This window comes from Cyclobacteriaceae bacterium (assembly GCA_025808415.1).
GTDB lineage: Bacteria > Bacteroidota > Bacteroidia > Cytophagales > Cyclobacteriaceae > UBA2336.
In genome coordinates this window covers 2,437,533-2,453,314 of the sequence record CP075525.1, presented here as the reverse complement: position 1 = coordinate 2,453,314, position 15,782 = coordinate 2,437,533, and the positions used below count along the sequence as shown (strand labels likewise).

Annotated in this window: 16 protein-coding genes; 7 read left to right on the top strand and 9 right to left on the bottom strand. The window is 44.2% G+C overall.

The features are described 5' to 3' along the window. Positions 1-95 precede the first annotated feature (95 nt). Both KIT51_11195 and KIT51_11190 read left to right on the top strand, forming a co-directional pair. Positions 96-788, top strand: coding sequence for an NAD-dependent deacylase (locus KIT51_11195; protein UYN85451.1), 693 nt, complete (start codon positions 96-98; stop codon positions 786-788). Next, the gene (locus tag KIT51_11190; protein ID UYN85450.1) at positions 785-1,552 is read left to right on the top strand and encodes a type III pantothenate kinase; all 768 of its coding nucleotides are present in this window, start codon (positions 785-787) and stop codon (positions 1,550-1,552) included. The genes KIT51_11195 and KIT51_11190 overlap by 4 nt, the downstream gene beginning before the upstream one ends. Here KIT51_11190 and KIT51_11185 read toward each other — a convergent pair. Continuing rightward, entirely contained in the window at positions 1,549-2,079 is a 531-nt protein-coding gene (locus KIT51_11185; GenBank protein ID UYN85449.1) for a TlpA family protein disulfide reductase, read from the bottom strand. The two genes, KIT51_11190 and KIT51_11185, sit on opposite strands and share 4 nt — an antisense overlap. A 99-nt stretch (positions 2,080-2,178) precedes the next feature. Between KIT51_11185 and KIT51_11180 the strand changes: the two genes are divergently transcribed. Beyond that, positions 2,179-3,963, top strand: coding sequence for a hypothetical protein (locus KIT51_11180; protein UYN85448.1), 1,785 nt, complete (start codon positions 2,179-2,181; stop codon positions 3,961-3,963). Positions 3,964-3,974: 11 nt separating this feature from the next. Here KIT51_11180 and KIT51_11175 read toward each other — a convergent pair whose 3' ends face one another. The 6 genes from KIT51_11175 to KIT51_11150 all read right to left on the bottom strand — a co-directional run bounded on the left by KIT51_11175 (position 3,975) and on the right by KIT51_11150 (position 8,539). Continuing rightward, positions 3,975-4,427: a hypothetical protein gene (locus tag KIT51_11175; protein ID UYN85447.1), complete on the bottom strand. Its 453-nt coding sequence runs from the start codon at positions 4,425-4,427 to the stop codon at positions 3,975-3,977. An 82-nt stretch (positions 4,428-4,509) separates the two neighbouring features. Further along, positions 4,510-5,217, bottom strand: coding sequence for a 16S rRNA (uracil(1498)-N(3))-methyltransferase (locus KIT51_11170; GenBank protein UYN85446.1), 708 nt, complete (start codon positions 5,215-5,217; stop codon positions 4,510-4,512). Between the two features lie 19 nt (positions 5,218-5,236). Next, positions 5,237-5,500: an acyl-CoA-binding protein gene (locus KIT51_11165; GenBank protein UYN88567.1), complete on the bottom strand. Its 264-nt coding sequence runs from the start codon at positions 5,498-5,500 to the stop codon at positions 5,237-5,239. 78 nt (positions 5,501-5,578) lie between these two features. Beyond that, complete coding sequence (locus KIT51_11160; GenBank protein ID UYN85445.1) at positions 5,579-6,868, bottom strand: citrate synthase; 1,290 nt, start codon at positions 6,866-6,868, stop codon at positions 5,579-5,581. Positions 6,869-6,947: 79 nt separating this feature from the next. Beyond that, entirely contained in the window at positions 6,948-7,769 is an 822-nt protein-coding gene (locus KIT51_11155) for a prohibitin family protein (GenBank protein UYN85444.1), read from the bottom strand. Between the two features lie 14 nt (positions 7,770-7,783). Further along, entirely contained in the window at positions 7,784-8,539 is a 756-nt protein-coding gene (locus tag KIT51_11150) for a hypothetical protein (protein UYN85443.1), read from the bottom strand. A gap of 249 nt (positions 8,540-8,788) precedes the next feature. Between KIT51_11150 and KIT51_11145 the strand changes: the two genes are divergently transcribed. Genes KIT51_11145 through KIT51_11135 form a run of 3 tightly spaced genes read left to right on the top strand, consistent with a single transcriptional unit; the run spans position 8,789 to position 13,014 of the window. Continuing rightward, the gene (locus tag KIT51_11145) at positions 8,789-11,362 is read left to right on the top strand and encodes a tetratricopeptide repeat protein (GenBank protein ID UYN85442.1); all 2,574 of its coding nucleotides are present in this window, start codon (positions 8,789-8,791) and stop codon (positions 11,360-11,362) included. A 47-nt stretch (positions 11,363-11,409) separates the two neighbouring features. Further along, positions 11,410-12,429, top strand: a complete 1,020-nt coding sequence (locus KIT51_11140; protein UYN85441.1) for a rod shape-determining protein — start codon at positions 11,410-11,412, stop codon at positions 12,427-12,429. 3 nt (positions 12,430-12,432) lie between these two features. Continuing rightward, positions 12,433-13,014, top strand: coding sequence for a 1-acyl-sn-glycerol-3-phosphate acyltransferase (locus tag KIT51_11135; GenBank protein ID UYN85440.1), 582 nt, complete (start codon positions 12,433-12,435; stop codon positions 13,012-13,014). Positions 13,015-13,067: 53 nt separating this feature from the next. On the opposite strand, the gene KIT51_11130 is transcribed toward KIT51_11135, so the two are convergent. Both KIT51_11130 and KIT51_11125 read right to left on the bottom strand, forming a co-directional pair. Further along, positions 13,068-13,358 (bottom strand): hypothetical protein, encoded by a 291-nt coding sequence (locus KIT51_11130; protein ID UYN85439.1) that lies wholly within the window; start codon positions 13,356-13,358, stop codon positions 13,068-13,070. Between the two features lie 95 nt (positions 13,359-13,453). Further along, a complete protein-coding gene (locus KIT51_11125; GenBank protein UYN85438.1) occupies positions 13,454-15,139 on the bottom strand; it encodes a DEAD/DEAH box helicase in 1,686 nt (561 codons plus the stop codon). 256 nt (positions 15,140-15,395) lie between these two features. On the opposite strand from KIT51_11125, the gene KIT51_11120 reads away from it, so the two are divergent. Beyond that, positions 15,396-15,725: a hypothetical protein gene (locus tag KIT51_11120; GenBank protein ID UYN85437.1), complete on the top strand. Its 330-nt coding sequence runs from the start codon at positions 15,396-15,398 to the stop codon at positions 15,723-15,725. The last annotated feature ends 57 nt before the right edge of the window (positions 15,726-15,782 follow it).

The following is a 15,782-nucleotide window of genomic DNA, read 5'->3' as shown; positions in this document are numbered from 1 at the left end:
GTTAAGCAACCGGGTTCACAAATAAGTTTTCAACACACTTAACCCGACAATTCGGGTATTTTCGGGATTTCGTCTGATAATTTTTAAACCACGCGATGAAGAAGAAACTGGTAGTGCTAACCGGGGCTGGTATTAGTGCTGAAAGTGGTATACCAACCTTTCGCGATGCCGGAGGATTATGGGAAGGCTACCGGGTAGAGGATGTAGCCTCGCCTGATGGTTGGGCACGTAATCCCCAACTGGTGCTCGACTTCTACAATCAGCGAAGAAAAAAAGCGCTTGAGGTATTTCCCAACCGGGGGCATGAAATTTTGGTTGAATTGGAAACTCATTTTGATGTTACCATTATAACTCAAAATGTTGATAATCTTCATGAACGTGCCGGATCATCACAGGTAATTCATCTTCATGGAAGCTTGTTTGAGTCGCGCAGCACAGGCGATGAATCTTTGGTATATCCCATAAAAGGTTGGGCTTTAAATTGGGGCGATATGTGTGAAAAAGGTTTTCAACTTCGCCCAAACATTGTATGGTTTGGTGAGTTGGTTCCGATGATAGAAGTTGCAGCAGACTATACATCACAGGCTGATATTTTTTTGGTGGTGGGCACCTCCATGTTGGTTTACCCCGCAGCGGGCCTGATCAATTATGTTCGCTACGATGTCCCGAAATTCCTGGTCGATCCTAAAGTTCCGGATATCGCCTATATTCGAAACCTGGAAACGATTCAGGAGAAAGCCAGTACTGGCCTTGCGCGTTTAAAACCCAAACTGATTGAACTTTCATGATACTTGTACTCGATATTGGCAACTCAGATATCACCATTGGTCTTTTTGACCAGCAGGCGTTAAAATACACATGGAGAATACCTGCCGTGGCCGACAGGCCTGAGTTGTATTATGGTATCAAGTTTCGCGATTATTTGTTCGAAGCAGGGTTGTCAATCAGCAATGTTGAAAAGATCGTGCTGAGCAGTGTCGTACCAAACCTAACCGATAAAATCATCAATGTAACGGTAACTCTTTTCGAGAAAAACCCGATTGTGCTTGGGCCGGATATTTATAAGAAACTTCCCATTGTGGTTTTGAACCCTTACGAAATTGGCTCCGACCTGGTGGCCAATGCCGTTGCTGCGCACACATTGTTTAAGAACAATTGTGTGATCGTTGACTTCGGTACAGCACTTACCTTTACAACCGTATCCGGGGAAGGTAAAATTTTAGGCGTTGCCATCGCGCCCGGGTTGAAGACGGCTATTAGGGCCCTTTCTCAAAACACAGCCAAACTTTTTGAAGTGCCGTTAGAACTCCCGCAATCTGCCCTAGGCAAAAATACAGTGCATGCCATCCAGGCTGGTATTTTGTTAGGATACGAAGGGTTGGTAAAATCCATGCTTGACAGGATCCGGACAGAGTTGAATGATCCTGATCTTTCAACGGTTGCCACCGGAGGTCTGTCATCCGTTATTACCCCGGCATCAAACGGAACGTTTACCAGGATTGAACCTAACCTTACACTGGAAGGATTACGCCTGGTGGCAGGTTGTGTTTAAAGCTTTTTCGCGGCAAGTTCTTGCAGCATTTTTCTGTACTTTTCAGAATTGTAGTTGGTGCTGCCGATTTTCTGATGTGTTATTTTACCATCTTTACTAATGATAAAGGTTGTTGGAATGGAAGGTACATTAAGTTGTGTTGACATTTTTTCAGTAGGCATATACGCAGTAAAGGTGAAGTTATTGCGTTTCAAATAGGCTGCAACCTTGTTTTGGTCTCCTTCCTTATCTACCGATAGCATTACAAATACGATATCATCCGATTTTGTATTTTCAAAGAGTTTCTGGATACCCGGCATTTCGTCCCGGCAAGGGCCACACCACGTAGCCCACATATTTAAAAAAATAACTTTGCGCTTCAGGGTTTCCATTGATAGGCGATCGCCCTCCAGGGTTTTAAGCGTAAACTGGTAATTGAAATCCTCATCTTTTAAATTAGCCGTCCCTGTGTGGTTAAAGCCGGTAAGGTAAACGCCTATGACCAAAAATACGATTAGCAGAAGGAGTATATTTTTTATTTTAAGCATCGTGGGCTCGGTAGTTTAAATTTTTGGCGTGGTAATTGAAAGCGGTAGTAGTCTATAATCAGAATTTAATTAATTTCGAAACTAATAAGTTCCAAGGTAATGCGCAACGTACTGATAGCCAAGCTTTTTGTTTTACTTTTATTGCCTGCTCTTTCACAGGCCCAAAAGCTTAAATACAAAGAAATATTCACCTTGATCGAAGCCAAGCAATATGAAAAGGCTGAACCGTTTTTACGGTCATACATCAATGAAAACAAATCGCCAGAGCCTAGTTCCTTTCTTTTTATGGGCATCATTTGCCAGGAAAAAACCAACAAGGACGATATTTTAAAAAATGTGCAGGGTGCTCTCAATCATATCGATTCGGCCTTGTTGTTTTACGACAAAGCCTATAAAACCATAAATGATAAAGAATTTAAAGGCAGTACAAAGGACTATTATGCCATGTACAGCAAACGTGATTTGCGTACAGGCGAATTTGGTGTGAAACTATCGGATGTGCAATTTGATATTGAAAAGCGCACAGCGGCAATGCGCGAACGTAAGGACAAGATTGGATTGGTGAAATTGTATTTCTCGCAAGCCGAAGATTTGTACAAGCGTTCAAACGAACTATTCAAAGTTATCCAACATGCCTTTCCGGGTGAACGTGAATTTTACCTTCGTACCGATGACCTTGTACTCAAGCAGCTTGCGCTACTGGCTGCACGGTACGATTCAAGTAAGCGAGCCTTTGATCTCTATAAATCGAGTGTGGGGCACTTGGGAAAAATTGGGTATAACCACTCCTGGAATGCGCGCGAGATCAAGGATTTTAAACGCGATGGTATTACACTTACTGATTTTTACCAGGATAACCTGGAGGTTTGGGATTATAAAAAGTTTGCTGATCAATCCGTAGCGGTTGTGAATAATGAGTTGAAACCCATTCGCGAAAATTTATTGAAATACGATATTGAGATCAACAAACTCAGGGAAAAATTGAAGGAAGATTCTGTGTCGGTGAAAAGTGATTTGACCAAACTTGTGGCCAGCTTACTGGGTGAAAAACTTAAAAAGTTTGACCCCGATCCGTTACCCATGAATGTGTTTGCCTTAAAAGTTGCTAACCTTGAATATCGTTCAACACTTGTCGAACACATTAAAGGCGAAAAGACTAACAACGTTTTCGACCGTTTAAAACAAAAGGAGGAGGAAGTAAAGCGCTTAGGTAAACTGGATAGTGTTGCCGCCAAACTTCAGTCGGTGAATATTGATGAGGAAGCCCTGAATTACAAAACGTTCATCGCAGAAGCTTATACCAATACTGTCATCCTAAAAAGTTATGTAAAAGCCGAGAAGGAATACGCAGAACGCGAGAAAAGAATCAAGGAAAGGGAGCTGGCGAACCGGAGGCGGGCATTAAACTGGCTTGTTAACGGTAACGATTCTATTCCGCTGGTGTTAGAGCCTACCAATGCAAAATTCAAGCCTCTTGTTGTTGAAGCTGAAAATTACACCGCAGGCATTTTCTTTACCGATTCTGTATCAGGTGAAGGTTATTTTTATACCATAACCGGATCGCGCATTCCGGATGTGCGTGTAAAATTCCCGATCGATAAGACAGTATTCCGGGAACAGCGAATGCGCACCACCAAAGCCTTGGCAACCACCAATGAGGGAAATCAAATCTTCTTTGTGCTGCTGTATTCAGAAAATAAAGTGAAGGACAAATACCCCGTAACCGTAGCAAAAATATATCGCTCGGATGGATTGTCGTGGAGCCAAAACTATACACTGGATTTTACCCCTGAAGAATTACAGTTTACACAGGAAACAGGGGAACTTCGGGTTAAGGGAAGTGATAAGACTGCCTTACTCGACAAAAACGGAAAGTTGAAATAGTGCAGGGGGCGTTATGAGCCCACCAACTTCTTCCAATCCTGAAAGCGCATTTCAATCCTGGTAGCCATTTTTTCGTAGTTTTCCCAGCTGTCGGTTACATGGTAAATAGAAGGTAACGACTTAACCAACAACTCATCATAGTCATTACGGTATAAACCGCCACCATAATAGTAGTAGGTAAACATGTTTCCTTGTCGGTTAAACAGTTCATACCCTAAATAACCGTCCCAGATTTCGCTGAGGATTGTACAGGAAATTTCACGCCTCTTAAAACGGAAAATCTGGATGGAGGCCTCTTCTTCAAAAAAGTCTGAATACAACTCATGGTCTATGATCCAACCCAGGTACATGCCTATATGTACATAGGCCTGTTCGATGGGCAATGAATCGGGAAAATTCCCCAAAAAATGCGACTTGGCGTTGTCGTAGATGGTTTTTTGAATTTCAGCTTTGCGTGGTTCCATAATACAAGTTTAACAAAAATATGAATAGCCTCTGTGGTGTGGTAGTTTATTCAGTTACCCTTGGCACCCATGTAATAAAGCGTTAAGTATTTACTAAATTGAGAATATGACAGGCGGCAAGGCCCGCGGTTTCTGTTCGGAGCCGGTTATTGCCCAAGCTTACTTTTTTATAACCCTTTGCCAGTGCGGTAGTTAGCTCATCCGGTGTAAAGTCGCCTTCAGGGCCTATCAGCACCACGTACTGTTGGCCAGGCTTTGCGGCTGATAGTAAATGATAGGAGTTAGCGGTATCTACAATAGCTATAAAACTTTCCGAGTTGGTAAGTGGTGAAATGTTCACGAATTCCTGAAATGAAATTAAAGGGCCGATTATCGGGGCGGTAGCCCTGAATGATTGTTTCATAGCACTCAGGGAAATCTTCACGATCCGTTCATATTTAAGGGTTTGCCGTTCGGTGTTTTTGCAATTCAAAAAGGTAATCTGGTCAATGCCTAACTCAACACACTTTTCCACCATCCATTCTATGCGGTCGGGGTTTTTGGTAGGGGAAATAGCCAGATGGATGGAGAATTTTTTCGTTGGCTCCTGCCAGGTGTCCTGAACCGTAAATTGGCATTGATTGGCGTTGTCATCGGTTATCAGGGCGTTGTAGAAATTACCCGAGCCATCCGTAAGGATTATGGAATCACCATTTTTTTTCCGGAGGACTCTTATGCAGTGTTTTGACTCTTCCGGTGAAAGGTAGTATGTTCCCTGATTGATGCCTGGTTGGTAAAAAAGGTTCTCCATTCAGGAGCCGTGAAGTGAATTATTTATACTCTTGAGAAAGGGCGTCCATAAAGCTGATGTACTCCCGCATGGCATCTTCTTTGGATTTGCCTTTCAATTCGGCCCACGCATCGTATTTGGCAATTGCTTTAAAGTCAAAACCACCCGGGCGATCGCCCGCCACATCACCTTCCGATCCTTGTTTAAAAAGGGCATACAGTTTTAGTAACTCTTCATTGGAAGGGCGCTTGGTTAACTCTTTTGACCGGGCAACCGATGCTTCGAATTGCTGTTGCAGTTCCATAGTTGAAGGAAATTTTTCGAGCGTTGAAAAATCCATGCAGTGAAGCCTCATTGGTACACTGCATGGACAATAGGATCATTATTTGCGTTTGCTTATTTCTATGTAAGGTTTCACCACGCTGCCGGTATAGATTTGTCGTGGCCGGCCAATGGGTTCATTGTTTTTACGCATCTCCAACCATTGTGCAATCCAGCCGGGCAACCTGCCCATGGCAAACATCACCGTAAACATATCAACCGGTATGCCCAGGGCGCGGTAAATGATGCCTGAGTAGAAGTCAACATTAGGGTAAAGCTTACGCTCAACAAAGTATGAATCTTTCAAGGCTATTTCTTCCAGTTTCATAGCGATTTCGAGCACGGGATCATGCACGCCTAATTTCTTCAGCACATCGTCAGCGGCTTTTTTGATAATCTTGGCGCGTGGGTCGAAGTTTTTGTAAACGCGGTGACCGAAACCCATAAGCCTGAAAGGATCATTTTTATCTTTCGCCTTGGCCATCCATTTGTCGGCATTGCCGCCATCGGCCCTGATGTTTTCCAGCATAACAATTACCTCTTGGTTGGCACCGCCATGCAATGGCCCCCAGAGGGCATTTATACCTGCCGAGATGGATGAATAAATACTGGCTTTTGATGACCCGACAATCCGTACGGTAGAAGTTGAACAGTTTTGTTCGTGGTCCGCATGCAGGATGAAAAGTTTATCCAATGCATCGGCAACTACGGGGTCAACTTCATAGTCCTGGCCGGGCAGGGCAAACATCATTTTCAAAAAGCGTGCACAGTAATCAAGTTTGTTATCCGGATAATTGACCGGATGGCCTACGGCATTCTTATACGACCATGCTGCAAAGGTTGGCATTTTACCCAATGACCGGATAATACTTAAATAGACACCATCCGGTGGTCGATTAGGATTTAGTGATTCGGGATAGAATGCTGTTTGTGCGCAGAACAAAGAAGACAAGACACCCATGGGGTGGGAAGTGGAGGGAAAGCCATCCAAAATTTTCTTGATGTCCTCATGTACAAGGGTACGCTTGGTTATGTCACTGTTCCACTTGTCGTATTGCTCTTTGGTGGGCAGTTCGCCAAAGATCAACAGGTAGGCAACTTCCAGGAAGTTAGATTTTTCGGCCAGTTCTTCAATGGCATAACCACGGTAGTGCAATACTCCTTTTTCGCCATCCAAAAAGGTAATAGCGCTTTTGGTGGCCCCGGTATTTTTATAACCTACGTCAAGGGTAATGTACCCGGTTTTGTCGCGCAAGTCACTAATATCAATGGCTAATTCGTTCTCCGTTCCTTCCACTACGGGAAAGGTGTATGACTTACCGTCAATGATCAATTCTACAGTTTTGGACATAGTAAAAAGGCTAAATTTTTAACGATTTAAATATATAGGTTCAGGTTCGGAGAATGAAGCCCTTGGTGTAATTTAAAGGCTAATTCCCGCCCAAAATCAAGGGCAAACCACCGTCCTTGCCACTGCCCACAACAATAACTTTGGCATTGGGCGATTTGGACAATTCAAGGGTGGCTTCAATACCCCTCATTTTTAAAAGCTTATCGGTTAAACTGTTATTGATGATGTTGTTGGCACGGGCTTCACCCTCTGCCTGGATGCGCTTGCGCTCGGCTTCACTCTTTTCCTTATCCAGGCGGAACTGATAGGCCAAAGCTTCTTGCTCCTGTTGTAACTTGTTTTGTATGGCTACTTTTATTTGTTCAGGGAGTTGAATGGAACGGATAAGCAGGGCTACCATAGTCACGTTATTTTGGCCCAGTATTTTCTCTGATTCAGTTTTAATGGTTGCCTCAACTTCTGCTCGTTTGGTTGAATAAATTTCCTCTGCCGAATACCTGCCCATGATCTGACGTACTACCGAACGCATTTCTGGGATAACCAAAACGCTTACATAGGCGCGGTTGAACTTTTCATGGATGTATCCGATTTTTTCGGGCACCGGGTGAAAGCGCACCGAAACTTCAACATGAATAGAGAGTCCATTCCTGTCCAGCACATCCATGTTCTCATCGGCTGAGGTTTCGCGTACGGCATAGATGTACACTTCATTCCACGGTGCTTTCATATGAAAGCCGGGCTGTACAATGTGGTCCTTATCAAGCCCTTCACCGAACTTGTAAAAGATCACGGCCCGCTCATCGGCCTGAACGGTAAAAAATAGGCTGGAGGAAATTCCTGCGACCACAAAAAGGGCGATGACGCCAAGGATTATAAAAGGTAAAAGTCTGCGGTTGTTCATATTAATTTTCTGGTTTAAGATTCGGAAGATTCAGGAGGTTTAGGCAGGATCATCAGGTTGCCGATGATCAGTACGGTGAACAAAGTTCCCCAAACTGCTTCAATAACGCTAATGTTCTTGATTAGTTTATTTGCATCGGGGTAGTCGGTATCAATACCGCCCAGTACGTGAAAGGAATAGGACACACACTCGGAATAGTTGGGAATGCCCAACGCGATATCCACGCCCAGGCTTCCCGGCATGGCAATGCATATTAAATCATACAGGCTGCCAAAAGAAATACCGATCATCAGGAAAACACAGGCTGAACCCCAGAGCTTATCCGTAGTGAAATACTGCCCCATAAAAATGTCGCGAATAGCGAAACTGATAATGGTAACCTCAATCGGGAAAAGGAGCCCATGGATGAGCAGCAAGGCGCCCTGCCGGTTCTCAATATGGATAGCTTTGTAGTAGGGGAATTCGATTAAAATGCCAAAAATGGAGATGGCAATGAGGATGACCAATATGGTTAGGATAAGCGTTCTGCTTTGGGTGAAGTTCCTCAGCAAATCCCAAAGCAAAAAAGCATACAAACCACCGAAAGCTGAAAAAAGGGTAATCAGGAATTTGGATACCTGACTGGTGGGGTTGTCTAATAATGGGGCATATAAAACCAGCCCCAGGGTAACGATTATAACCTGGGTTATCACCACGTTTCGGTAATCTTTTTGTTTTTCGCGTTGTAATTCAACCCGGCTTAACAGCGACTTTAAGGACTGGATTTTCATAAATTTATTGGACGTGAAAGATAATTTACTTTTGTCAATTGCCTACGGTAATAATTGTGGGCCCTTATGAGTAAATTAGGTTACCATTTTTTTAAAAATCACAGTAAATCATTGAAAAACAATAGGATAGGCGGTTTTAATAAAAAAGCCAAATGCATTTGGTTTACCCTAATCCTTTTAAGTAGTGCGACCTTCCATGGCTTAGCGCAAACCCCTGCGGCTGACAGCCTTCAAAACCTTTTGAAACGGTTGCCTGATTCTGAAAAGCGGGTCGACCTGTTAAATGCCCTTGCATTTGAATTGTATGATCATAGCGACAGCATGGCGCAAGCATATGCAGAACAGGCTTTGTCCCTAAGCCAACGAATCAATTACCCAAAAGGGCTTAAAGATGCCAATACCCTCGTTGGTTTAGGGTGGATCAGCAAGGGTAATTACAAACTTGCATTCCGGTATTTACGGCTGGCCGAGCGCATTGAAGTTAAAAATGCTCCTGAACTGGATGCCTATAATTATACCCTTATGGGCAACATCTATAGGGATATCAGCCAGTATGATTCTGCCATATTCTTCTACAACAAAGTGCTTGGGTTTGAACAGGGCAAGCTTTCGGATAACACCCTGGCCACAGTCCTGAAAAACCTGGGTTATCTATATAGCATACTTTGGCGGAATGATGAAGCGTTGAAGGTGCTTCACCAGGCGGAATCACTCGTAGCGGGTACTCATGATCTTTATTTGTTGGGGGAAATATATTCTACGTTGGGCGTTGTTTATGAGAATATAACGGAGTTTGAAAAAGCTGATGCCTACTTTAAAAAGTTTTGCTCGCAATTAACCCCTGGTACAAACTATTTTCATTTAATAAAATGCGAGTTACGACAGGCTGAGCTTTTGCTCCGACAAGCCTTATATTCCGAAGCCTTATCACATTGCTTTAATGCTTTTACCCTTCTTGAACATTATGAATACCCACCCCAAACCGCTGAAGTATATACGTTAACCGGTGAAGTGTATGCAGAACTTGGGCAATATGATCTCGCTTCACGTTATTATTTTCAAGCACTTAAAATAACGGAGCAGTTAGGCTTAAAAAGAACTACAGCAAGGTTGTATGCCGAACTGGGTTGGGTATATAAAGAGCAGTTTAATTTTGATCTGGCCCTTAATTATTTGAACCGATCGCTTGCATTACGTGAAGCAATCGGTGATAGGTATGGTGTTTCGAATTGTTACAACATACGTGGGTTAGTATACTACCAACAAAAGAAATATGCCCAGGCCATACAGGATTTAAATACTGCAATCTCCATGCGTAAGGCAATCGGTCATGTTAGCGGGGTGGCGGCATCAATCTTTAACCTTTCCCTGGTTTACGAAGCGCAAGGACGTTTTCAACAGGCACTCAACTTACTGTATGAATCCAAAGCAGTCGAGGAAAATAACCCGGATCTGGTTAATGTTGGGATAACGTATAACCAGTTGGCTGCCCTGCTCATAAAAATGAAACGGTTGGATGAGGCCGAACAATACTTAAACCTGGCGGCTGTCAATGCCGGCAAAGCCTCTTCGTTGCTGCTTAAGCGCAACAATTTCCGGTACTACAGCCAGCTTTATGAAGCAAAAGGTGATTTTAAGAAGGCCTTTGAATACCTGAAACTATTTCAACAGTATGACGATAGCGTATACACGCAGGCCAGCGCTACCAAGCTGGCCGAACTGGAGGCACTTTACCGGGTTGAACAAAAGGAGCAACAAATTAAATTACTAAACCAGGAGAAGGAATTGCAGGGAAATAAGATGGCCTTGCAACAATCACGTATCCGTGCACAAAATATTATCATTGGCTCCGCACTGCTGGGCCTTGTTTTGGTTTCGGTTTTTGCTTTCAATATTTTCCTGTTAAACAAACGACTACAAAAAGCAAATTTTGAAATACTTGAGCAGAAAGAAGAAATACAAACACAAACTGAAGAGTTGGTTGATGCCAACGGGATATTGGTTCGCTTGAACCGCGAAATCAGTGAAAAGAACGAGGAGATTCAGGCCCAATCGGAGGAGTTAATGGAGGCCAATCAAACCATAAACGAAATTAATGTTGGCCTGGAAGAAAAAATAAATGAGCGTACCAACAAACTCAAAGAAGCATATAAAGAACTGGATACATTCTTCTACCGGTCATCGCACGATTTCAGGCGTCCGCTCACCACATTTATGGGCTTGTCCGAAGTGGCCAAGATAACGGTGAAGGATCAAAATGCTTTAGAACTTTTTGCTAAAGTAAATGAAACTGCGCACACGCTTGACCGCATGTTGGTGAAATTACAATCGATAAGTGATGTAGGTGCACAGCAACTCGTTTATAAGGAAGTTTTCCTCACGGAAATGATCAGCGAAGTATTGCTGGGCTTTAAAGATGATATCCAGCAAAAAGGAATAAAAACACAAATCAACGTTCGGCTAAGCGATGTATTCTGTTCGTACCCTGCTATGGTAAAAATCATTCTCGAAAACCTGATCGAAAATGCCGTACAATTCAGTTCACCTAATGAGCCCTATATTCAGGTATCTGCTTTTCAAGAGCACGGTGAGGTTGTGCTAGAAATACGGGATAACGGACAGGGCATCGATGACGAGCTTAAGGACAGGATATTTGATATGTATTTCAGGGGCACCGAACGATCAAAGGGGAATGGCCTCGGCCTCTACATTGTAAGGAAAGCTGTCGAGAAACTTAACGGAACAGTTACCTGGTCGGGCAAGCAATATGCCGGTACAACCTTTATCGTCAGGCTGCCCATGTCGGCACCTGTCCATTCATGAGGTTTATCATTTGCTAATCGGTTTTAAACCTGTATTTTTCGAACATCATGTTTAGCGTGTTCAAGCATAAAAGTTTTTCTATTGACCTGGGTAATAACAATACCCTGCTGGCCAGCACCGATAAAATGCTGTTGGCACAACCTTCATATATTGTATTCAATGCCAACCATTCGGTGAAGGCAGTGGGTGAGAAGGCTTTTGAGATGTTTGAGAAAACTCACGAAGAACTTACCCCGGTTAAGCCCCTAAAAGGTGGGGTTATTGCAGATTTCGATTCGGCGAGTACCATGTTGCGTGAAATGGTAAACCGGGCTTACGCAAAACGTTCTTTCCTTTCCGGCTTCGATCATATTATATCAGGCGTTCCTTATTATACTACCGAAGTGGAGCGCAGGGCGTTGCGCGATGCCTTGGATCAATTCAATCCGCGCAAGCGATCATTGTTGTTCGAGCCGTTGGCTGCCGCTATCGGCATGGGGTTAAACATTCAGGAACCTGATGGCAAACTGGTGATCGACATTGGTGGGGGGATAACGGAAATCGTGATTATCTCCCTTTCCGGGGTGGCAGCATTCCAATCACTAAAAGTAGCTGGCGATACCTTTGATGTAGCTATACAAGATTACTTTCGCAGAAGCTACAACATGGCTATTGGCCTGAAGACAGCCGAGTACATTAAGATTGCCGTTGGGGCGGTTTGGGAGCCTTTGGAAATGACACCTGAAACGTTGGCCGTTAAAGGTAAGGACATGGTTACGGGCATACCGGTTGTGCGCAAGATCAATCACCGCGAGGTGGCTTTTATCCTTGAAAAGTCTATCTCAGCCATTGAGCGAGGCATCATTCAAACCCTTGAAACCTGCCCACCCGAGTTGGCTGCCGACATTTACCAAAACGGAATGCACCTTACCGGGGGAGGTGCTTTGTTGAGGGGAATAAAGGATCGTTTTGAACATACGATAAAACTTCCCGTTCATGTCGATAAGCATGCCCTATCCTCTGTGAGTAAAGGAATTGCCGGGGTGCTGGCCAACCCAAAGAAGTACGCAGCAGTGCTAATTGACTAGTCCATGTTCCGTTTACTGGCCTCCTGCATTTTAAGGCTTATGGGTTGGGATACCACACCACAGGGGTATTTTCCCGTAAAGCCAAAAAAGTATATACTCATCGTTGCGCCCCACACCAGCAATTGGGATTTTATTATCGGTGTTTTGTACCGGAGTGTTTTGGGCATGACCAAGGCAAAATACCTGGGTAAAGCAGAGCTTTTCAGGCCACCGTTCGGGTTTATGTTCAGATGGCTGGGCGGCACACCGGTTGATCGGAGCACGAGCCAAAATATGGTTGACCATGTTGCAAAGTTGCTTGAGCAACATACCGAATTGGCAGTAGCCTTGTCACCCGAGGGTACCCGCAAACGGGTAGACCGGCTCCGCACAGGTTTCTATAACATCGCCAAAAAAGCCAACGTGCCTATTGTCATGGTGGGTTTCGATTTTAAAAACAAGCAGGTGATTTTTGCCGAACCCTTCTATGCTTCGATGGATCAACGGAAGGACTTTGATCACATCTTGCGCTTTCTTGGCCCCGTGCAGGGCAGGTATCCTGAAAAGGGTTTAACTCATTTAATGCCGGGACAACACGTTATCTAAAACAAAAACCCTGTCGGTTCGGACAGGGTTTTTTGTGCTTGGTAAAAAGCAGTTTAGTTTCCTGAACCTGTAGGGTTGTCGAACAGGGAAGGGGCTGGAGCGGGGGCAACCGGAGTTATAGGGGCTACCGGGGCAGGTGCAGGTGCTGCTTTTTTAGGCGCAGCCTTCTTCTTTTTCGGTGCGGCTTTCTTCTTGGGTGCAGCCTTCTTCACTACTTTTTTAGCAGCCTTTTTCTTGGCAGGCTTACTTACCTTTTTACCTTTTGCCTTTGAGGCAGACTTCTTAGCGGCCTTCTTTTTGGCAGGTTTCGCTTTTGATTTTTTAGCAACTTTTTTCTTAGCCATAGCAACGTTTATTTAATGAAGCGAAAAGTTAAGTATTCTTTATCAATACAAACTTCAACTACGCTAATTTTTTTACTAACTGTTGGTTCAGGAAATTACCTTCTTCGGCCTGCACCTCTCCGGTTAAAGTTGCCTTGCTTTTTTGAGTCGTTGTTCCTGCCCGAACGACCTGACTTTTCTTTACGGCCTTCGGTTAGTTCCACCCGTACCTGTCTTCCTTCGTACTCAACACCTTGTAATCCCGGGATAATGGCATCGCTCTTTTCCTTCTCCACTTCAAAAAAGGAGTAGGCACCCTTAATGTCGATTTTGCCAATGTATTTCTTGCCTACGCCACAACAGTCATCGAGCATCTCCAACAGATCGGCCTTATCGAGGTTATCCATTTTACCAAGGTTAATGAAATAGCGGTCGCCCGTGCTATACCGTTCTGCCCCACGGTCGTTCGACTGGGCAGAGATGTTCAGGTCGGGGGCATTTCGATAGTAATCGAGAAAGCGGTTGAATTCAATGGAAGCAAACCGTTTAATCAATTCATTCTTTGTAAGGTCCTTAAGTTCTTCATAAACAGCGGGTAAAAAGGCCTCAATTTCAGTTTCATTTACCTTAACATCGTGCACCTTCTTCATAAGGGCCAGCAGTTGCTTTTGGCACACTTCCGGGCCACTGGGTACCTGCATTCGGGTAAAGGGGGTTTTAACCGTCTTTTCAATCTGCCGTATTTTACCCACTTCTTTGGCGTTAACCAAGGCAATGGAAACACCCTTTTTTCCGGCACGTGCCGTGCGGCCGCTGCGGTGGGTATAAAACTCCATTTCATCGGGTATGTTCATATGGATAACATGGGTAATGCTTTCCACATCAATGCCACGGGCGGCCACATCGGTTGCCACTAAAATCTGAACGGCCCGGTTCCGGAATTTCATCATCACCTTATCGCGCTGGGCCTGGTTCAGGTCGCCATGGAGTGAATCGGCATTATAGCCATCTTTCATAAGCATTTCGGCTATGCGCTGGGTATCAATGCGGGTGCGGCAAAAAATCAGTCCGAATATGTCAGGGTTAAAGTCCAGTATGCGCTTTAAAGCATTGTACTTATCCTTATCATGTACCACCACATACTGGTGATCGATGTTGGCATTGCCGGTATTTTTATCGCCCACCGTCAACTCTACCGGGTCGGTCATGTAATTGTTGGCAATAGCCCGCACTTCGCGTGGCATAGTTGCCGAAAACAACCAGGTTGTTTTGGTTTCCGGGGTTTTGGACAGTATTTCGTCTATATCTTCCTTAAAGCCCATGTTCAGCATTTCATCGGCTTCATCCAGCACCACATATTCAACGGTACCCAGGTTGACGGCCTTTCGGCCAAGCAAATCAATTAACCTACCGGGGGTGGCCACCACGATTTGAGCGCCCCGTTTTACTTTGCGTATCTGTTCGCTAATGCTGGCCCCACCGTATACGGCCACGATGTTCAGCTTTTTGAATTTTTCGGAAAAGTCTTCCAGGTCGCTCACAATTTGTAAGCCCAGTTCACGGGTTGGTGCTAATACCAGGGCCTGGGTGGCCGATGAATTTTCATCGACAAGTTCTAACAAGGGAAGCCCAAAGGCGGCTGTCTTGCCTGTGCCGGTTTGTGCTAACCCAATGAAATCGCGGTTTCCGGTAAGCAACATTGGAATGGCTTTTTCCTGGATAGGCGTTGGTGTTTCAAAACCAATAAGTTGTACTGCATCGGCAAGTCCTTTCGACAAGCCGAGCGCTTGAAAATTTTTCATGTAATGTTTCGTATGTTAAGGTTTGCAAAACAACGTCATTGCGAAGAGATCCCGTGTGTGCCCGATGCCAATCGGATGGGGGATGACGTTGCAAATCCCGTATGTTAAGATTCTACAAAGGTAGGCTTAATAATCGGTAAAGCCGCATGCTTGCTTAAATTAGGGAGCTTATACGGTTTATCAGCTTTATGACAGAAGTATCTGTAGTCATTGTCAAAAATACCTTCAACATATTTTGTGTAAAACCAGAAGCGTAATGAAAAGTATTTCATTATTTACCTATAGCGCGCCTGATATTAAGGTTAGTATTGAGGCTTATTTCGATGGGGATAAACTCATTATTGACGGATATGATATCGGCAAACGGGTTGAGGAATATTGGGGCGATTCGGATTATGAATATGTGCTGACGATTCCTCCAGCGGGGGTTGATTTTTTGTTTGGGTACTTTAACCTGGCCGGTAAAAACAAGGAGGATTTACTGAACTCGCTTGCCGTAAAATTCAATACCAATACATGCTATTCCGACATCCAAAAATTACTGAGCGATAACGGGATTACCTATGAGAGTTTTAGCTGGCGCTGACATAAACCTTTTTTATCCGTTCGGGGTTAATAACCGACTGAACTAACACTTGATATT